Here is a 19311-nt window from a genome sequence, read left to right as displayed (position 1 = left end):
TTGGGCCGATGAAGAAACCTGCAAAAGACGGTGGCCGTTCCACCCGCAAAATGAGCCGCCGCGCGATGCTTTTGGGCGGCGTGCAGCTGTCTGTGGTTGCGGCACTTGGCGTGCGTTTGCAGTCGATGCAGGTCGAACAGGCTGATCAGTTTCGCCTGTTGGCCGAAGAAAACCGGATCAACATCCGCTTGATCCCGCCTGCCCGGGGTTTGATTTTTGATCGTAACGGCAAGGCGTTAGCCGACAACGAACAGAACTATCGCGTTGTGATGGTCCGCGAAGATGCGGGTGACGTGGATGAAGTGCTCGCCAAGCTTTTGACGATTGTTGATATCCCTGAAGAAACGATTGCAAAGGCCAAAGAAGATATCTTTCGCCGGTCGCCTTTTGTGCAAGTGACCATCGCAGATCGCTTGTCTTGGGAAGACATGGCGAAGATCAATATCAACGCGCCTGCCCTGCCCGGCATCACTGCCGAAGTTGGCCTAAGCCGCGTCTACCCTTGGGGGGCAGAGCTGGGTCATGTGACAGGATATGTCGGTCCGGTCAGTGACTACGATCTGAGCAAGATCGATGACCAAGACCCCCTGCTACAGATTCCGAAATTCCAAATCGGCAAGACCGGTGTTGAGAATAAGATGGAACGGATGCTGCGCGGATCAGCCGGCACGAAACGGATCGAAGTGAACGCGATTGGCCGCGTGATGCGCGAATTGGATCGCCAACAGGGCCTTTCCGGCAAGGATGTGCAGCTGACGATTGATGCCGACTTGCAAAGTTATGTGCAGGCGCGGCTGGACGGCGAAAGTGCGGGTGCTGTGGTCATGGACCTGAAAGACGGCGATCTGCGTGCGATTGCCTCTGCCCCGACGTTTGATCCGAACCTGTTTGTGCGAGGCATTTCCGTCAAAGACTGGACGGACCTGAACGAGAACAAATACCGCCCGCTGGCTGCGAAGGCCGTGCAAGGTGCCTATCCGCCCGGATCGACGTTCAAGATGATTACAGCTTTGGCTGCCCTTGAGGATGGCCAAGTCACAGTCGATGAGACTGTGAACTGTCGTGGCTTTGTTGAGGTTTTCGGAACGCGTTTCCACTGTTGGAAACGTGGCGGGCACGGAAACATGAACCTGCACGAAAGCCTAAAACAGTCGTGCGACTGCTATTATTACGAAATTTCCCAACGGGTTGGTATCGACAAGATTGCTGACATGGCCCGCCGGTTCGGCCTCGGGATCAAGCACGATATTCCTGTGTCCGCTGTTGCGTCGGGCCTTGCCCCTGACAAGGAATGGAAGACCCGTGTCCGCGGCGAAGACTGGCGGATCGGGGATACGGTGAACGCGTCGATTGGTCAGGGGTATGTGCTGTCGTCTCCGCTGCAGCTTGCGATTATGACCGCGCGCTTGGCGACGGGCCGTTCGGTTGAACCCCGTTTGATCCGCGCGATTGACGGTGTGGAAACTGCGACGGGCGCTGGGTCACCGATGGGTGTGAATGAAAACCTGCTGCGCCGTATTCGCGCGGCGATGGGGGCTGTGTCGAACCATTCGCGCGGCACCGGATACCGGTCACGGATCGTCGCGTCTGAATACCAGATGGCGGGTAAAACCGGAACGTCGCAGGTCCGCCGCATTACTGCAGAGGAACGCGCGCGCGGCGTCACGAGCAACGCTGATTTGCCATGGGAACGACGGGACCACGCGCTGTTCGTGGACTTTGCCCCGATTGAAAACCCGCGTTTTGCGGTTGCTGTTGTTGTTGAACACGGCGGCGGCGGATCGACCGCTGCTGCCCCGATTGGACGCGATATCACGTTGCAGGCGCTTTATGGTGGCACCCCGCCACTGTCCGCGTATCCGTCGAATGTGCGGGGTCGGATTGCAGACCAGCAGGCGCGTATCGCCGAAAAGCTCGCTGCGGTGAAAACACGTGCTGGGGGTGATCGCGCATGAGTTATCTTGAATATAACGCCAAATACGTCCCAACCGGTTTCCGCAAGCTGATGTATTTGAACTGGCCTGTCATCATCTTGCTGACGGCTGTGTCCTGTGCTGGTTTCATCATGCTGTTTTCCGTCGCGGGCGGGTCTGCGACCCCTTGGATGGAACCGCAGGTCAAGCGGTTCGGCCTTGGCATGGCATTGATGTTGATTGTCGCGATGGTGCCGATTTGGTTCTGGCGCAACATGGCGGGCGTGGCCTACGGCGTTTCGCTTTTGCTGCTGATCGCCGTTGAATTTGTGGGTGTCGAACGGAACGGGTCGCAACGCTGGCTTGATCTTGGTCCGATGGATCTACAGCCGTCGGAGCTGATGAAGATCACGCTGGTGATGCTGCTGGCCGCCTATTACGACTGGCTGCCGACCAATAAGACGTCGCGCCCGTTTTGGGTGTTGGTGCCTGTCCTGATGATCCTGCTGCCGACATATTTCGTGCTGAGCCAACCTGATCTGGGCACATCACTGCTGCTGATTATGGGCGGCGCTACGGTGATGTTTGTGGCGGGCGTGCATTGGGCGTATTTTGCGACCGTTATTTCGGCGGGCGTTGCGACTGTTGTTGCTGTTTTGAAATCGCAGGGGCAGTCGTGGCAGATTTTGAAAGACTATCAGTATCGCCGGATTGATACCTTTTTGGACCCTGCGAATGATCCGCTGGGTGCGGGGTATCATATCACGCAGGCCAAGATTGCGTTGGGTTCCGGTGGCTGGACGGGGCGTGGGTTTATGCAAGGAACGCAGAGCCGCTTGAATTTCCTGCCCGAGAAGCACACCGACTTTATCTTCACCACGTTGGCCGAGGAATTCGGGTTTGTTGGCGCCACGTCGCTACTGGTGCTTTACGTGCTGATCGTCTTCTTCTGCGTGGCCTCTGCAGTGACCAACCGCGACCGTTTCGCCGCGTTGCTGACGTTGGGCGTTGCGATGACGTTCTTCTTGTTCTTCTCGGTCAATATGGCGATGGTGACTGGACTGGCCCCTGTCGTTGGGGTCCCTCTTCCGCTGGTCAGTTATGGAGGCTCTGCGATGGTCGTGTTGTTAATCGCGTTTGGCATGGTCCAAAGCGCACATGTGCATAAGCCGCGCTGATGGCTTTGAACGTTCTGTTTGCCGCCCGTGACGGGCTTTGGGCCGACTATAAGGATCATCTGCCAATCGCGTTTGCCGATGCGGGCCTTGATGTGGATTTGTCCCGCGATCATGCCCCTGCCAACGTCGATTACATCGTCTTTGCCCCGCATCCCGCGTTGACCGATTTCACGCCCTTCACCCGCACTAAGGGTGTGTTGAGCCTGTGGGCTGGCGTTGAGACAATCGTGACGAATGAAACGCTGACGCAGCCGCTTGCGCGGATGGTGAATCCAGGCCTGACGCAAGGCATGGTCGAATGGGTGACCGGACACGTGTTGCGCCATCATCTTGGCATGGATCGCCATATCCACACGCAAGACGGCACATGGGATCAGACGGTGCCGCCGTTGGCGCCCGAACGCAAAGTCTGCGTCTTGGGTCTTGGCGCGTTGGGGGCGGCCTGTGCGGAAGCGATTGCTGCGCTCGGGTTTGATGTGTCGGGGTGGAGCAGATCAAAAAAATCCATAGCGGGCGTGACCTGTTTTGCAGGCGATGCGGGTATGACTGATGCGTTAATGGACGCAGAGATTGTCGTGCTGTTGCTGCCGAATACAGCTGATACGGAAAATGCGTTGAACGCTGATACCTTGGCATTGTTGGCCAAGGGTGCGTTCATCGTGAACCCCGGACGCGGACCACTAATTGATGATGACGCGCTATTGGCGGCATTGGATAGCGGTCAGGTGGCGCATGCCACGTTGGACGTTTTCCGCGTTGAACCGTTACCTGCGGATCATCCCTATTGGGCCCATCCGCGCGTGACCGTCACACCGCATATCGCGGCAGAGACGCGGCCAGAAACCGCAGCCGCTGTGATCGCGGCAAATATCAAGCGCTGTGAAGCGGGCGAGCCGATGCACAACCTTGTGGATCGCGGCGCGGGTTACTAGCGCAGGCGCGGTGGTTTTTCGGGGTCCATGCCGGGTGCGCTTGGTTCTTGCGGTGTTTCCAATTCTGGTAGGTCGAACCGCAATCCAACTTTTGCCAGATGCCCGGCCAATTGATCGGTCGCTTTAACGAACAGGACGTCCATGGTGCCTGCTTCGATCCCCGAAAATGTTAGTGCTTCGCCTGCTGCTTTTGCCAGTGACCCTTCGGCACCGGGAACGGCATCAACGAAAGCCAGAACGTGCCCGCGTGATCCGTCGTCGTAGACGGCAGCCGCCAGATAGGCGAACCGCGCGAGGCCTGCCGCGATGGCGAGTTTCCGGTCAAGACCTGTGACAACCGCCTCTGGCAATCCGCCCGGTGCGTTGACTTCGGTCAATCGGGCCTCGGCCTCTTCTGGGTTATTGGCAAGCGTTTCGACCAACCAATCCACCGCTTCGGCAGGGATCAGCATTTCGGAAGGGGCCACCTGTAGGTTCAAGGCAAGCCCAATCCCCTGCCCCGCGAGCATCCCCGCCAAACCGCGCCCCGGAATGCCTGCATAGGGCACCGGACGTCCGACGAAGTCAGACAGACGTTCTTCGCGGTCGAAAATCAGGGCAAAACGGCCATCGGCGATGTCGAAAATCTCTGGCTGGATTTGATCCCCTTCCGGTTCCGCGGCCAGCAGAAGGAAAACTTCGGTGTCGGCCAAACGTTCATAAAACCGCAGACGCTGCGCATCATCGTCAGGGGCTGCTTCCATGGCGGCGTGGGCTGTATCGAGATCGGTCATCTTGCGTCCTTCGTCTGCGTCACGATCAGGTAGCCTGATGTGCTTGCCGCGACAAGTGACAGGGCGTAGCGTTGTTGCCGGAACGTGAAGGATAGGCCGTGTCACACATCGCCAAGGACATCAGCGCCTGCCGGATTTGCGCGGCGCGCTTTGCTGCAACGAAAACGCAGCACAGGCCCCGCCCTGTCGCGTGGTTTGCCAAAGGCACACCGATCCTGATCGCGGGGCAAGCGCCGGGCATGCGTGTTCAGCAATCAGGCAAGCCGTTTGATGACAGGTCCGGTGATCGGTTGCGGGACTGGCTGGGGCTGGACCGTGATGCGTTCTATGACACTGATTTTGTGTCATTTGTCCCGACAGCGTTTTGTTTTCCGGGCTATGATGCAAAGGGTGCGGACCTGCCGCCGCCGCCCGTGTGTTGGGACACGTGGCACGCAGATGTGCTGGATCATATCGGTCCGCCGCAGTTGCGGATCATTATCGGGCAATATGCGATCAAGCGTCATTTGGGGCGATCCGGATCGCTGGGGGCGGTGATTGCGGATTGGCGTAGCTTTCCCAATGGAACATTTGTTTTGCCGCATCCGTCTTGGCGGAATTCCGGTTGGCTGAAGAAAAATCCTATTTTTGAAACCGAAATTCTGCCCGTTTTGCGCGAACAGGTCGGGTTGTTGTTGGCGATGCGGGACCTTACCTAAGGGGTCACACTTCCATTGGAAGTCACATCGCCCCGCAATTTCCCCTGTCTTTTATGGCCGTTTCGCTTCATAATTTAGACAAAGGATGCGCCCCACAGGGGGATGTTAACCTATTTCGTCAACAATGGCGAAGCCCATCACGGGATACCGACGCAGGCAGATGTTAGAATTTACGAATGTTTCCAAGTCGTTCTGGACCGGAACGCAACGCAAAGTGATCCTTGATAGGGCTTCTTTTCGCGTGGAATTGGGAAATTCTTTGGGCATTCTGGCACCCAACGGCACCGGCAAGACGACGTTGATCAACATGATGGCGGGTTTGGAAAAGCCCGACGAAGGCCAGATTTACCGCGGTTGCAAGATTTCGTTCCCGCTTGGTTTTATGGGCGGGGTTGTTGGGAAACACACCGCAAAAGAGAACAGTCGCTATATTGCGCGGCTTTACGGTTTGGATCCGGATTACGTCGAATCTTTTTGCCGTTGGCTGTGCGACATTCAAGAATACTTTGACCTGCCGATTGGGACATATAGCCAAGGGATGCGATCGCGATTTACATTTTCGCTGATGCTGGCGCTTGATTTTGATATGTACCTGATTGACGAAGGCATGCCGCAGACGACAGATGTGGAATTCAACCGCAAAGCCGGTGAGATTCTGCGCGAAAGATTAGAAAGTACGACAGTGATCATCGTTTCACACCAAGCAGCGACGCTCGAACGGTTCGCCCGTTCTGCCGCCGTGCTGCGCGATGGTCATTTTCAAATGTTTGACACCTTGGAAGAAGCGAAACAGTTGTATGACTACGAAACCCAAGGCTAGAAAATTCCGCATCCGCCAGGATGACAACGGGGCCAAGCCTAACCCCGCATCTGAACCAGCGGCGACGCCTAAAGCGGCACCCCAGAAACCTGCCCCAGCCGCAGACGCCAATGTCGCGTCCCCTGCGCAGGTATCGGCAGAGGTGTCACTGGATGATATCCGCAAGGAAGGTCTGACTGGTCGCCAGCTGCGTATGGCGCGTCGTGTGGCCCAGAAGAACGGCTTGGCCGTGACGTCTGATTTTGATGCCGTCAGGCAGTTGCGCGGGATGGGGATTGATCCGTTCCAGCGCAACACGATCCTTGAACTGGTGACGCCCGAAGGTGGCAACGGTGCTGACGGCGGTGGTCAGGCCAAGCAGAACGGCCAAAAACCGATTGGTCAAATCCAACTACCGCAGACAGTGCAACAGGGTCAGAACCTGCCATCGACGGAAACCGCGAGCCCCGCAGACCGTCGCGCGGGCGAGATCATGCGCATCCAACGGGATCTGGCGAAACGGCGGCGGCGTAAGCTGGCATTGCTGTTCACACGGCTGGCAACGTTCGTGTTTTTGCCAACGATTTTGGTGGGTTGGTATTTCTACATGATGGCGACGCCCATGTATGCCACCAATTCGGAATTCGTGATCCAGCAGGCCGAAGCGACATCTGCCCCCGGCGGGCTTGGTGGCCTGTTCCAAGGGACGTCGCTTGCGACCCAGCAGGACAGTATTGCGGTGCAATCATACCTTGCCTCGCGGGCTGCGATGTTACGTCTGAACGAAGATCATGGGTTCAAGGCACACTTTAGCGCCGATAATATTGATCAAATTCAACGCCTTGATCCAGAAGCCACAAATGAAGCTGCGTTCGGCGTTTATACCGACAAGGTCAAGGTAAGCTATGATCCAACCGAAGGTATTTTGCGGATGGAAGTCATCGCGTCCGACCCACAAACCAGCCAGACCTATTCTGAGGCCCTGATCGGGTATGCCGAAGAACAGATCGACCAATTGACGCAGCGCCCACGCACCGAAGCCATGAAAGGCGCGCGTGAAAACTACGACAACACGGTTCAAAGCCGCACCGATGCGCTGGATAACCTGTTGTCCATCCAGCAAGAATTGCAGGTTGCCGATCCCGCTGGTGAAACCGCCGCACTGACCGCACAGATTTCGGCGCTCGAACAGCAACGCCAACAATTGCAGTTAACACTTGCTGAACGTCTCGGCGTACGGCGTCCGAACCAAGCGCAAGTGGAAGCGCTGCAAGGTCAGATTTCAAGTATCGAAAGCCTGATTGCGGACGTACGTGGTCAGATCAGTAACGCCACGAATAGTGGTCGTTCATTGGCTGAAAGCAACACGCGTTTGCGGCTTGCTGAAGAAGATTACGCCTTCCAGACCCTTCAAGTGCAGGCCGCGTTGGCCCAGCTTGAAGCCGCGCAAATCGAAGCAAATCGTCAGGTGCGTTACCTGTCGCTGGGCGTTGAACCCGTTGCCCCTGATGAGGCGACCTACCCCCGCGCGTTCGAAAACACTGTGCTGGCGTTCCTCATCTTCGCAGGCATCTATCTGATGATTTCACTGACAGCATCAATCCTGCGCGAACAGGTTTCGACCTAAAAATCCGGCAAAGGGCTTGGCCCGCGCATCGCCATCTGCTTAGGATAAGTCATTCTTATTAAGCAGATTGTGATATGCGTATTTTCAAGTTCCTTTGCCTCATCCTGCTATTTGCAGGTCCTGTTGCGGCACAAAACGACGGCGGTACAATTGCCGCGATCAACACCGATCAGAATGATGCGGATATAGCGATCCGTATCCGCGATATCCTGTCTGAACTTGGCAACTACGACGATATTACCGTCACTGTATCGGAAGGCATCGTCACCTTCCGCGGCACCGCCACGTCGTCTCTGGAAGCATCCGAACTTGGCGATCTCGCCAATCGCGTGGAAGGTGTTGTCGCGGTCAAAAACGAGGTGACCGAAACTGCGGATATTGCCCGCAGACTTGACCCCGCCATCGCGCGTTTCAAGGCGCGTATTGAACAATTTATGACGTTCCTGCCGCTCGCGCTGATTGCTGCCGTGGCCGGTGCCTTGATCGTTTGGATCGGCCTGCGCATTGCCCGTGCCCGCCAGCCTTGGGAACGTTTGGCCCCTAACCTGTTCATCGCAGAGCTTTACCGCCAAATCGTCCGCATCGTGTTTGTGATCGGTGCTTTGGTGATCGCTTTGGACATTCTGAATGCCACCGCGCTTTTGTCGACGATCCTTGGTGCTGCCGGTATCATCGGCCTCGCGCTCGGTTTTGCGGTCCGTGACACCGTTGAAAATTTCATTGCGTCTGTGATGCTGTCGATTCGTCAACCTTTTCGCCCGAACGACACGGTTGAGATCAATGGCGATCAGGGCAAAGTTATTCGCCTGACCAGCCGCGCAACGATTCTATTGTCGTTCGATGGCAATCACATTCGCATTCCCAACGCGACGGTGTTTAAGAGCCGGATCATCAATTACAGCCAACACGCGGAACGCCGTTTCATGTTTTCGCTTCTGATTGATCGGGACGCGGACCTTGGGGCCGCGCGCGCTTTGGTCGAAGCGACAGTGCAGAAATTACCGTTTGTTTTGGAACATCCAGCCGCGGCCACATGGATCGACACCTTTGAGACGTCTGGTGCCAGCCTTGTCATCACGGGGTGGGTTGATCAAAATGAGACCTCGATCGTTTTGGCCAAAGGCGAAGCTATCCGCCAAGTAAAACAGGCCTTATCTGACGCAAGTGTCGTCATGACCGATAGTTCGCAAGTGGTTGTGCTGGACCGGAAATCGCAGACCGAAGCAATGGCCGTTGCCCCGCAAGAAGCGCCCGAAGTCGCCCCAGTGACCCCCGCAACAGACAGCGATCTGGACCGCATCATCGACGCCGAAAGAGAGGCCGAAAGCAGCGAAGACCTGCTGCGGGACGACGCGCTAAAAGAATAGCACTTTTTCTGTTTGAGGGGCTTGAAGCCGCTGCAGCTTCGTCGTAAATACCGCCTCGTTGATGGGGTGTAGCCAAGTGGTAAGGCAACGCTTTTTGGTAGCGTGCACCGTAGGTTCGAATCCTACCACCCCAGCCAACACCTTCCCTATAGTAGAATAAGATACAACGAGGCACTCTGTCGTCCAGAATGCCCCGAAAAGTGCCCCACGGGTGTCGCGGGTGCCTCTCACACGATGCGGGCGGGCCTCTGCCACCGTCCTAGAGCAGTTGATGGTCAGTCCCGTTCGCCCAGTGGTCCCAGTCGTCTCGCTTGTTGTCCGCCCGCGTCCCCTCAGTCAGGTGGTCGGGGTTCATGCACAAGCGATTGTGGCAGCGATGGCGCACGACCACATCCTCGCTCACGACCGCCCGATTCAGCACGCAATACACCAGTCTGTAGGCGGCAACCTGTCGCCCCCGATACCGCGTCTTCCTTGGTTCCTGTGTGTCCGAGACGTGACAGCCGTTGTGATCAACTGTGGTCAGCTTCAGCAAGCTGGAGACCCTCACAAGGGCCTCCTCGTAGTGATCGTCCATGATTGACTGCAACCAGACCTCGCATTCATCCTCGTAGGCAAAGCTCATTGGATGATCTCCATCGCTTCAAAACCAGCCACGTCAGCAAGGTAGTCAGCGATCGATCGACCATCGTGGTCAGCTCCGTAAATTCGACCAGCATCAAGGTTAACCTCCGCGCGATGCCAGATAGGCCGCGCATAGTCGACGCCGCCCCACTTCAGATTGCACTTACGCTATCCAAGGTCATCCATCAGGTGCTTGGTCTGATTAGTGGTGCCCCCGAGGTCTTTGCGGATTATCTCAGCCACCATGGACTGAGGCACAACGACGAGGCCCCTCGCATCAAGGGTTTCGCGTAGCTGATCAACGATAGTGTGTTCCGAAGTATCTGAGATACGGCGCATAATGTCCGTGCTATAGTGGATCATGTTCAGGGACTTGGCATTGAACTCAGGGGCTTGCTCCCGCTTCAGCAGCGCATTGTAGAGCGACCCGAGGTTTTCGGGCTTCGAGAAGTAATCGCGCACAGTGGCGACCAGTTTGCCGAATTCCTCAGCCTTAGGGCCTCCTGCGCACCCGGAGTGATCGACTTCGAAGACCTGGTAGCGACGTTCGCCGGGTTCCATCCAGGACGGAAAGTGGTTCGAGGTAAAGAGAAAGCAGCACCGTTGCTGAATGCGCTCTGACTCTCGCCCCTTTCGTTCGATCAACATCTACTCTTCGGTGATGTTGACCTTCAGCGTGTTGCCCTGGGACGAACCAGGCCGCAGGTGTGTCTCCTCGCAGACCACAAGCTTGCTCAGCAGAATAGTTGAATTGAACCGCCCCGTGAGCTGGTCGACGTTGTTCTGGGTTGCTGTGTTTTCCAAGCCGAACAGCTGTGCCGCAAGGTTGCAAAGTGTGCTTTTGCCTGTGCCCTTGGATCGAGAATACAAGAAAGGAGCCCAAAAAGGTTTGTCTGCTTCGTTCTGCAAACACCAGGACAGCCAGTCTAGGAATTGATCGGCCTCTGCCTGGGTTGCGAACATAGCTGTCAGCAGCTCAGGCAGTGGTCCAAGGTCTTCGGAGTTAATGCGCAGGGAACGGTAGTCAGGCCGCCGCCACGTGTTTAGGCTGACCGCCCCGTGCTTCCAGATAAACCGGTCGTCGGTGCCCGCATCGCAGACGCTGACCCCGCTCCACACAGGAATCGTCTGTTGGCGGTCCGTGTGGCGCTCGACGATGATCCGCCGAAACATGGCGCGCAGCAGGCCATTCGAGAGCTCAATATCGGGGCATTCCTCGCGTAGGCGGTGCAGGATGATCATCTCTACATCATTCTTCGAGAGCTTCACTGTGGGCTGCTCTACGCTGTAGAACTTGTTGTCCTGGCGGATGAACCACGAGCTAGCGAGCTCGCAGATAGTCGTAAGATCGGTGGTGCTGTATTCCTCTTTTGCTTTAGTCATTATCGGTGATTATCCAATCACTGATTTCGCCAAATTATAGACCTAAATGCTGAAGATGTGGGCTTGAATTCATGATGCATTCGTCGTGTCTGAGGCGTTAATCAGTATGCCACTTCTCCTTTAGTGTGCCCTGGAAGACTGAAATGCGATAATTGCCATATAAATAAGGGGTTTTGAGCCTGTTCCGGGTTGCCGCCTACAGACTGGTGTATTGCGTGCTGAATCGGGCAGTTGTGAGCGAGGATGTGGTCGTGCGCCATCGCTGCCACAATCGCTTGTGCATGAACCCCGACCACCTGACTGAGGGGACGCGGGCGGACAACAAGCGAGACGACTGGGACTACTGGGCGAACGGGACTGACCATCAACTGCTCTAGGACGGTGGCAGAGGCCCGCCCGCGTCGTGTGACAGGCACCCGTTGAACCCGTGGGGCACTTTTCGGGGCATTCTGGACGACAGAGTGCCTCGTTGTCTCTTATTCTACTGCAGGGAAGGTGTTGGCTGGGGTGGTAGGAGACCTTGCGGGTCAATGAATTGACTCGGAAAACGACACTGGGCCGACCGACTGGGGCAGTTTTTGGGGCATTTTCGTCCGAGCCAACTACTGTCGAGGCTATCCAGTTGAACTAGTGTCTGCTGTGCGGGACTTAGTACGCTTTCGCTGCGGCTGCGCCAATGGCTGTTCTCGTCAAATCCAGCATCGACAAAACTGTTTTTTGTGGAGGCTGCGAGCGGTGATTTATTCCATTGACACAAACGTATGAGTTTTTACTTTTTGTGCCGCTGAAGGTTTGCCGCTCTTAGGAAAGATTGGATGGGATTTTGAGGGCACCGAGAGGCAAGCCATTACCCCTCTTGCCGGATAAGGGAATTTTCAATATCTTAGGCATGATGCGGTCCTAGTCTTAGGTGGATAACTGGCCTTGGCTACGAGTGATATAGACGGTTACTGGACACAGCGGGCCGCTGCGCCAAGTCAGCAGCAGAATGTTCAGGTAACGATAGAGACTGTGCCTAACATTGTGCCACTTGATGATCAATTTGGGGTAAGTAGCTACAAGACCGTGCCTGATCCCCTGTGTCATTATTTGCTTGGGCCATCGGACGCGCATGATGCTTTGATGGGGACTGAAACGTTTGCGCTTTTAGATGCGGCAAAGGTGCCAGCCCTGTCTGAATTTCTGGAGACTTCGGGGCTACAACACAGATGCCTATTTACGGGCGCGGCCTATGACGAACTGAAGGATGTGGCTCCATGGTTGGTGCGTCTTGAGGAAGGAAACAGCTTCTCACGCAACCTGTTCACGCGCTCTAACGCGCCTTGGCACCTTTGGGACTCTGAGCCGGGCCTGTATTTGCGTTCGCTTGGGACGCTTGATCAATTGTGGCGACATCTTCGAAAGTTCACCCGCGTTCAGGATGAGGCCGGGAAATGGTTCTATTTCCGGTTCTGGGAGACAGACTGCCTGATCGATTACATCCGCTACGCAAACGACCGTGAGGGAGGTGATCTGCGTTTTCTTTTTGGTTTTGACCCACTGAACCCATCGCTTTCTTTGGTTCGCGCCTATGTCAGTGCGGTGCGGGACAGAGCGCAAATATGCACAGTGTCGCAAATTACTGGCCATAACACTGAGGCACGCACTGATATCGATATGCCAGTCTTGCGGTTTTTGGCTCTGAGGGGGCATGCGCATCGATTCGTTGAAAGCTACTTTGAGGGACAGGGCCTGAACGCCAGCGCGCCTCAGCTTCATAAGGCAAAGAACATCGCCATACAGATCGCCCAAAAGTATCACAGTTTTGGCTTCAAAAGCAGATATCACCTTGGCAGCTTTATCTATTGGGCTCTTGCGCTGAACGCCGATTTTGAAACACGAACGCAAGTGATAAAAGATCAGATCCAACGCACAGATGCTGATCCAAATGACAGATTCGTAGTTATTGCCCGTGAGATGAGAACCTTATTCGGCCCCAAGATCAGAAATTACGGTGGCCATGGAACCTGAGTTTTATCTGCCAAACGACGATTGCGCAAACGGGGCATCCTGCCCCGGTGAGGGCGTGTTCATCCCTCAGCAAATTGGCAACACCGCGATGGATGCGATGTTTGTCGGTTCGGACGCCGATACCCAAGCTGATCTTGGGTTGGCGAGCGTCGACAGCCATCCTCTGACAGACGAGGTTTTCCCGGTTATTTATGACGGCGCCTTGCTGACGCGCGAAGGATTAATGGACTGCTTCGCGCGCAAATACCCCGAACGTGCCCAATTGTTGAATGCGCTCATCGAAACACAAGGTTACCGGGTCACATTTGAAGAGGATCCAACCGCCGCTGAGACCGAGTTGGAGCGTTGGATTGATGACTACAGCGCTATGGTTCGGCGGCAGACAATCCGCGACGGAGACAGCAATCGTCCGCTCCTCAATGATATGCGCAATACTCTCGCGCAGGCGCGGCGTAGGCTTAATTCTATGCGCCACTGGCATTTTGCGCCGGGGCGGATTTATCTGAGTACGCGGATCAACCGAAACATCGACGTTAACAATTACTTTCTTGGTGACGACGAAGATCTGATCAATCGAGCTGCCACAAATGAGGAAGGCGCGGACTGGTTGAATGCAGTTATGGGCGACTGGATGGTACGCTCAGGTATTCCAGGTGCCAGTCGCGATGAAGAGTTCTCCGATAGCTTCAGCTCCCGTATTGCATGGGGCGCGTTGAATATCGTGTTTGGGGCTGCCGAGGTGATTGGCGGGGTGGTTCTGACCGTCGGCACACTTGGCTGGGGCACAGTTGCAGGCGGCGCGTTGTCCATCGCAGGGTTCGAAGCCATTACGCAAGGCATCGATATGTGGCGCACGCCAAACGAAGCCTCGCATGGCACTGGTTGGCTGGGCGACGGCGCGTTTGCCATGATGAACGAATTTGGCGTTTTGGACGAAAACGATCAGGCGTCCTTCAACCGCTATTGGTCCTTCGCCATGCTGGGTCTCAGCTTGGGCGGCGCGGGTGTCCTAGGCTATGCAGGAGACATCGCGCAGGCTAATCGAGCCGGGATGGTCGGGCGCAATCTTGATTTTATCGCCGAAGCTCCGGCTCGAGCTCTCGCCACCGCGCGCCAAGCTATCGTAGGTGTCAGAAATGCCCGCTTTGGCCAACTAACCGTTAGCTATGCTCCACTGCCTTCGGGCAGGGTTGCGATGAACATTCAGGGTGTCGGTCGCGTTGTAGCGCCACACTGGGAAAGCCTTCCTCGGCTAAGGTTGCGGATGAATACAGCCCGCAACTCGCAAGAGGTCGCTGTTAATATGCGCCGTGCTCATTCAGGTTATGCCAGTGCTCGGCGGGTTGGTGGAACGACAGACGCAGAAAAGCTGCTAGAAGAAGCAGCTTCTCACCTTGGGATAGCCGACTTTAGTAGATACGTAGATAGGGTGATTTACGTGAGCTCTGGATCAAGCTATTTCATCGTGGAAAGAGGTGTGCGCATACTCGCTCTATCAGGGCAGCAAATGAACGAACTTGGCCAAGCCGGTAAACTCATCACCGCTGGACATGAGCTATTACATGCAAAGATTTACACACTCCTTCGGCGAGGGTCGGATTTACCACCGGGAGAATTCACGGCCCGACACTTTGAACATATACAGCTTTCCGTGCCATATATTCGCGAAGAGTTTATCGTGGAAGGAGCGGCTCAATCACGTGTGATCAGATCCATGCAAGCGAACGGACAGAAGATCGATCCAGCGGATCTGCGCGAGACTGAGGCTTACTACCAGTATCATAGATCCGCCTACGAATACTATTTGCGTAATAACGAATGGCCACCTGTGGGAGAGAACCCATATGTGGACATGTACAGGGAAATGCAGTGAGCATGCGTGGCAACCCAAAGAAATTGGAAGAAACGCTTCAATCTATGAAGCTATCCGAGGCACAGAAGCTGATAGTGCAGCTATGTGGACATCAAATTAATCAGAGATGGTTTGTAAGCGAGCTTACAGAGCACGAAGTTGTTTCGAAACAAAAGGAGGCGCGCCAATTGCTTCGATCCCTACTGATGGAAGATTTCGGCGACGACACCTTGAAATGGCACCGGGCTCTCAAACAGCGAGGCCTCTACGGAAAAAATTATTGGGAGGAACGGTTTGACCGAATTGTAGAGGACTTGGTTACTGACCAGTGATACTCGATTTTTACGTTGTTGAAAAATTCAATCGCCGGAGTTCATGTGTCGTTCAAGGCCTTTTTGGTGATTCAGACAAGAAATCTAAAACCTAAGGAAATCTTCTCACCATCAACCCTTCGCAAAACCCCGGTTGATTTTGATAGGATTCTGGCCAATTCCGGAACAACGGACATTTGCATAAAGCGCAGCATCGGTCGAAATGGGCTCATTCCGGCCATTCGCTGCACGCAAAAAATATCAATGTGGTTCCCCCCCGGCAGCCGTAGCCACCGGGAGGGGGTTAACCGGGGAATGACCGACGCGACACGTAGTCCGCAAGCCAGCCCCAGTAGTGTTCAGCATCGGTCCAACCCTGCTGTTGCGCTGCGAGGTCCTCAGCCTCTGCCCGTGTTGCTTCGCTTTCGAACTCGCACAGTGCAGCCCTTTCCTCAAACTCAGCAATGTCAGGGGCCACTCTCACACCGGTAGCCTAATTTGATCCACGATGGACCGCTTCTGTTCGTCCGAGATCCCAGCCGAGTAGATCGAGTAGGTCAACTGGTTCTCGGATCGCGCCGATTGGTGACCAACCAAACTCGCTGTCCAATGCTCAGGGACACCGGTGCGCTCACACTGGGTGATGAACCACTTACGGGTTGAGTGGAACACCAGCCCAGGACGCTCCAGCCCCGTGTTGCGCCGTGCCTCCGCAAACCGCTTGGTCACGAGGTTCACGTTCAGGCCAGGAAACAACCGCCCCTCTGAGGGCAACCGATCCAACACTTCCACTAACCGAGAATGCAATGGCACCTCACGCTGGCTCGCAGCGGTCTTCAACTGCCGCACAGCGTTGGGCTGGACCCTGACGAACGCCCCTAGGTTTCCCTTGGTGACGATCTCGTGGCGCAACAGCCCTACAGCTTCCCCCGACCGCATTCCTGTCAGCAGACAGAGCTGCAGCACAGCGTCGATGTCCCTGGGACGAGAGCGCAACAACCGAGCCACCTCAGGATCAGTGGGCACAGCGTAAGGGGCCTGCACCACCTTGCGGTCAAACCGGACAGTCGCGAAGGGGTTCTGTTGCAAGTCTCCCTCGTAGACCACCCAGTTCAGGAAGTGGTTCACCTGGGACCAGATACGCTTCTGTGTACGAGCTGCTATCTTGGGACGGTGCCGCGAAAATTCCAACAGCCAGTCCAGGGACCGCCCAGCCGAGTCCTCGTCCTTGCCAACCAGTATCGACAACCCGGGCAACAGGCTCAGGAACTCTCGCCCTTCCTCCCGTCCTAGCTGGTTGATCCTCATCGACCCGTAGCGGCTGTTGAACAGTCCTAACGAGTACCGAACACTCTTGAACCCACCGGGGCGCAGTTCGTTTGATCTTTGGCCAAGGTAAGTCTGAACCAGGGTGGCGACCTCTGGAGCCGCAGTCCCCGCCCGAATGTTGAAGTTAGGTTGGTCGATAGCGTCCAGAGAGGACTGTAGGCGGGACAGGCTGCTCTGTGATTGTGCCACCCACGAGTAAGCCTCCAGTGCCCCGCTCTGAGGCCCTCCGGTGCGGGTGGTGGTCACGATGCGGTCGTAGTGTGCGTCGACCTCAGACACACGCTGACGGGCCACCCTAGGGTCAGCGGTCTTCAGCGATTGCTTCAGCGCCTGCGTGCCCAGCAGTTGACGGACGTCTTGCGGGTAGTTGCGACGGTACATCCAGACTTGGCCCGTCTGGTAGGCGTACTTAATGCGAATAGACATAGGGTCTCCTTCCGAGGCGAACCTCGGTTAACTTGTGTGAATTGTGGGTGGGGCTAGTAGCTCAGCACGGCCTTGATCAGCTCGTGGCCGGGTTCGCCGTAGACGCCCTCTAGCGGGCCATCCAATGAGTAACCTGAGACACAGTCCTCGAAGGTCTCCCAGACCTCAAAGCGGTGTTCAGGGATATCGTCCAGCGGGTGTAGCAGAACGATTGATCCGTCCTTCAACCCCTCAAGCATGGCAGCGATTCAGCAGCGCCAGCATGAGGATCATGATTGCAAGGTAGACGCCTTCGAGTAGCGGGCCGGGCTTCGACACGCGGCCCTTGGGCTTGGAAAACATCCAAACCAGTAGTGAGTAAAACATGAGTAATCTCCATATTGCTTCTATTTTAGATGCATGGATTTCCTCGGTTTGGTTGGGGGGACGGTCCTAAGCTGGCGAGCGCTAGGTCGCTCCAGTTTAATTGTGTGATTTTATAATGAAATATTAATCAAAGAACTTTCTGATAGCAGCACTTCTTGCGTTCCCCCAGTCATTTTCAAACAAAGATCACCTTGAGACACGGTGTTGCGCAAAATTTGCTAAAATTGCGGAGCCGTGATAACCCACTGAAAAATCATAATGATGCGTCTGTGCTTATTTCGCTTCTAGATATTATTTTCCCACTAGGAGCAGAGATCAATGACCGTACAAGACAATCAATGGCTTGAAAGTTGTGCACAGGAGGTGGGGGAATTCGCACTTCGGAGTGCTTTCCGTAGATACAAGTTTGTATACGGGACCATGGGCAAGGGCAGCGCTGTAGTGAAAGCTGCTAAGACTATGTTCTCACGAAAGAGCAGGTTCAAAGGCGAGGAGCAAATCCTTGCACGCGAGCTAAACCTGTTCGATACGGGGGTGCGCGGCACGACCTATTTAGCGGGTAGCAATACCCAAATGATGGACATGTATTACGGTCAAGCCAACAATAACCTTTACCAACTCAGAGATCCCCATATTGGTGATTTCGTTCATAGGGCATTGAAGTTTAAGGGCGATTATCTTCATACGCAGTCAGGTCGTGACACTTATATGCTGTCATACAATACGATTATTGAAGGATGGGACGCTTGGGCCAAAGGCGGCCCCCGTATTAATGATACGACAATTACAGTTGAAATATCACGCGTCATCCGTTGGGGGATTAAACGATTTGGGGGCCATCTTACGTTTGAAGGGCGTGAGGTCTATTATTCGCAAGTCTTTGATAAGAAAGCCTATCATGGTGATACTGATATCGAAGCTATGAATCTATTCAAGTATTTCTCCATTGGATCAGGGCATACAGTTCCGTTTGGTGAAGGAAATAAAACTGGCAAATTGACGTTCATGTGGAACGGTGTCCCGACTGTGCCAACGCACTGCCATTTTTTAAGCAATTGGGCTTTTGATGGATCAAAATCAGGGTTGGCAAAACAGAAGGAATCGATAGAGCAAAGCCAAGCCAAGCAGCCACAATACGGGGCTTTTCACAGTCATTCTGCAAAGGCTGCTGCGAAAATTGGCGCACAGATGCACCACTCACGCAACCGTGGGGACATCACTGAGTATCTCAAGCGCGATAACGTGAATCTCGACTTCGACCTCTGGAACCGATTTGCAGATAGACCACCGGGTGCGCTGCAAGCAATCTCGAGCGATACGATTATTAAATTGTTGAGTTAGTCTATTGATGCCTAACCCTAGAAGACGCAGCAGTATTTATGCTGCGATCGCACACAACACATAAACCAGAGCTCACACAATGGGCTTACTCCTGCCGTTAGCTGCGTTTGCAATATAGCAGTAGCTGATGCCCCAGAGCGAGGCGGTAATCAGTGTGGCGACAAGTGCAGCGAACCCAGCGTGCAGAACGATCAAGTGGTAACTGGGTAACTGTTGATCAAAATGCCCCAATAACTGCCCCAGTCGGTCGGCCCAGTGTCGTTTTCCGATTCAATTCATTGACCCACAAGGTCTCCTACCACCCCAGCCAACACCTTCCCTGCATTAAAATAAGACAAGGCAAGGCACTCTGCCGTCCAGAATGCCCCGAAAAGTGCCCCAC

The 19311-nt window shown here is 55.0% G+C and carries 20 protein-coding genes and 1 tRNA gene; 13 read left to right on the top strand and 8 right to left on the bottom strand.

Features of this window, described 5'->3' with window-relative positions:
- The first annotated feature begins 8 nt into the window (after positions 1 to 8).
- From mrdA to AC0L7R_RS05460, 3 genes are read left to right on the top strand one after another with little or no spacing between them, the layout of a single operon-like run.
- The gene (gene mrdA, locus AC0L7R_RS05470) at positions 9 to 1955 is read left to right on the top strand and encodes a penicillin-binding protein 2 (protein WP_348108699.1); all 1947 of its coding nucleotides are present in this window, start codon (positions 9 to 11) and stop codon (positions 1953 to 1955) included.
- The gene (rodA, locus tag AC0L7R_RS05465; RefSeq protein ID WP_348108700.1) at positions 1952 to 3091 is read left to right on the top strand and encodes a rod shape-determining protein RodA; all 1140 of its coding nucleotides are present in this window, start codon (positions 1952 to 1954) and stop codon (positions 3089 to 3091) included. Before mrdA ends, rodA begins: the two co-directional genes overlap by 4 nt.
- Entirely contained in the window at positions 3091 to 4023 is a 933-nt protein-coding gene (locus AC0L7R_RS05460) for an NAD(P)-dependent oxidoreductase (protein WP_473659400.1), read from the top strand. The genes rodA and AC0L7R_RS05460 overlap by 1 nt, the downstream gene beginning before the upstream one ends.
- Here the strand turns inward: AC0L7R_RS05460 and AC0L7R_RS05455 are convergent.
- Positions 4020 to 4796: an SseB family protein gene (locus tag AC0L7R_RS05455; RefSeq protein WP_348108702.1), complete on the bottom strand. Its 777-nt coding sequence runs from the start codon at positions 4794 to 4796 to the stop codon at positions 4020 to 4022. The two genes, AC0L7R_RS05460 and AC0L7R_RS05455, sit on opposite strands and share 4 nt — an antisense overlap.
- 98 nt (positions 4797 to 4894) lie before the next feature.
- Here AC0L7R_RS05455 and AC0L7R_RS05450 point away from each other — a divergent pair, with 98 nt between their 5' ends.
- The 5 genes from AC0L7R_RS05450 to AC0L7R_RS05430 all read left to right on the top strand — a co-directional run bounded on the left by AC0L7R_RS05450 (position 4895) and on the right by AC0L7R_RS05430 (position 9424).
- A complete protein-coding gene (locus tag AC0L7R_RS05450; RefSeq protein WP_473659398.1) occupies positions 4895 to 5494 on the top strand; it encodes a uracil-DNA glycosylase family protein in 600 nt (199 codons plus the stop codon).
- 160 nt (positions 5495 to 5654) lie between these two features.
- Complete coding sequence (locus AC0L7R_RS05445) at positions 5655 to 6314, top strand: ABC transporter ATP-binding protein (protein WP_473659396.1); 660 nt, start codon at positions 5655 to 5657, stop codon at positions 6312 to 6314.
- Entirely contained in the window at positions 6292 to 7920 is a 1629-nt protein-coding gene (locus tag AC0L7R_RS05440) for a KpsE/RkpR family capsule polysaccharide export protein (RefSeq protein WP_473659394.1), read from the top strand. Before AC0L7R_RS05445 ends, AC0L7R_RS05440 begins: the two co-directional genes overlap by 23 nt.
- Before the next feature lie 74 nt (positions 7921 to 7994).
- Positions 7995 to 9287: a mechanosensitive ion channel domain-containing protein gene (locus tag AC0L7R_RS05435; RefSeq protein ID WP_473659392.1), complete on the top strand. Its 1293-nt coding sequence runs from the start codon at positions 7995 to 7997 to the stop codon at positions 9285 to 9287.
- Positions 9288 to 9349: 62 nt separating this feature from the next.
- Positions 9350 to 9424, top strand: a tRNA-Gln gene (locus AC0L7R_RS05430).
- A gap of 122 nt (positions 9425 to 9546) precedes the next feature.
- On the opposite strand, the gene AC0L7R_RS05425 is transcribed toward AC0L7R_RS05430, so the two are convergent.
- From AC0L7R_RS05425 to AC0L7R_RS05415, 3 genes are all read right to left on the bottom strand, one after another.
- The gene (locus AC0L7R_RS05425) at positions 9547 to 9912 is read right to left on the bottom strand and encodes an HNH endonuclease (protein WP_473659390.1); all 366 of its coding nucleotides are present in this window, start codon (positions 9910 to 9912) and stop codon (positions 9547 to 9549) included.
- A gap of 167 nt (positions 9913 to 10079) precedes the next feature.
- Positions 10080 to 10559, bottom strand: a complete 480-nt coding sequence (locus AC0L7R_RS05420; RefSeq protein ID WP_473659388.1) for a hypothetical protein — start codon at positions 10557 to 10559, stop codon at positions 10080 to 10082.
- Positions 10560 to 11294: a DUF5906 domain-containing protein gene (locus AC0L7R_RS05415; protein WP_473659386.1), complete on the bottom strand. Its 735-nt coding sequence runs from the start codon at positions 11292 to 11294 to the stop codon at positions 10560 to 10562. It lies immediately after the preceding gene.
- A gap of 206 nt (positions 11295 to 11500) precedes the next feature.
- Between AC0L7R_RS05415 and AC0L7R_RS05410 the strand changes: the two genes are divergently transcribed.
- The 4 genes from AC0L7R_RS05410 (at position 11501) to AC0L7R_RS05395 (ending at position 15488) form a co-directional block, all read left to right on the top strand.
- Positions 11501 to 11671 (top strand): HNH endonuclease, encoded by a 171-nt coding sequence (locus AC0L7R_RS05410; protein ID WP_473660362.1) that lies wholly within the window; start codon positions 11501 to 11503, stop codon positions 11669 to 11671.
- A gap of 547 nt (positions 11672 to 12218) precedes the next feature.
- On the top strand, positions 12219 to 13304 hold the full coding sequence (locus AC0L7R_RS05405) for a DUF4123 domain-containing protein (protein WP_473659384.1): 1086 nt from the start codon (positions 12219 to 12221) through the stop codon (positions 13302 to 13304).
- Positions 13294 to 15177 (top strand): hypothetical protein, encoded by a 1884-nt coding sequence (locus tag AC0L7R_RS05400; RefSeq protein ID WP_473659382.1) that lies wholly within the window; start codon positions 13294 to 13296, stop codon positions 15175 to 15177. The genes AC0L7R_RS05405 and AC0L7R_RS05400 overlap by 11 nt, the downstream gene beginning before the upstream one ends.
- The gene (locus AC0L7R_RS05395; protein ID WP_348420565.1) at positions 15174 to 15488 is read left to right on the top strand and encodes a hypothetical protein; all 315 of its coding nucleotides are present in this window, start codon (positions 15174 to 15176) and stop codon (positions 15486 to 15488) included. The genes AC0L7R_RS05400 and AC0L7R_RS05395 overlap by 4 nt, the downstream gene beginning before the upstream one ends.
- A gap of 283 nt (positions 15489 to 15771) precedes the next feature.
- Here the strand turns inward: AC0L7R_RS05395 and AC0L7R_RS05390 are convergent, their stop codons facing one another.
- From AC0L7R_RS05390 to AC0L7R_RS05375, 4 genes are read right to left on the bottom strand one after another with little or no spacing between them, the layout of a single operon-like run.
- Positions 15772 to 15945 (bottom strand): hypothetical protein, encoded by a 174-nt coding sequence (locus AC0L7R_RS05390; protein WP_473659380.1) that lies wholly within the window; start codon positions 15943 to 15945, stop codon positions 15772 to 15774.
- A gap of 2 nt (positions 15946 to 15947) precedes the next feature.
- Positions 15948 to 17222 (bottom strand): DUF6538 domain-containing protein, encoded by a 1275-nt coding sequence (locus AC0L7R_RS05385; RefSeq protein WP_473659378.1) that lies wholly within the window; start codon positions 17220 to 17222, stop codon positions 15948 to 15950.
- Positions 17223 to 17275: 53 nt separating this feature from the next.
- A complete protein-coding gene (locus AC0L7R_RS05380; RefSeq protein WP_473659376.1) occupies positions 17276 to 17461 on the bottom strand; it encodes a hypothetical protein in 186 nt (61 codons plus the stop codon).
- A complete protein-coding gene (locus tag AC0L7R_RS05375; RefSeq protein ID WP_473659374.1) occupies positions 17454 to 17588 on the bottom strand; it encodes a hypothetical protein in 135 nt (44 codons plus the stop codon). Before AC0L7R_RS05375 ends, AC0L7R_RS05380 begins: the two co-directional genes overlap by 8 nt.
- Positions 17589 to 17906: 318 nt before the next feature.
- On the opposite strand from AC0L7R_RS05375, the gene AC0L7R_RS05370 reads away from it, so the two are divergent.
- Complete coding sequence (locus tag AC0L7R_RS05370) at positions 17907 to 18929, top strand: hypothetical protein (protein WP_473659372.1); 1023 nt, start codon at positions 17907 to 17909, stop codon at positions 18927 to 18929.
- The last annotated feature ends 382 nt before the right edge of the window (positions 18930 to 19311 follow it).

The organism is Yoonia sp. D2-7 (assembly GCF_055809435.1).
The sequence above is the reverse complement of the archived record's forward strand: the minus strand, read 5'-3'. Positions and strand labels throughout refer to the sequence as shown.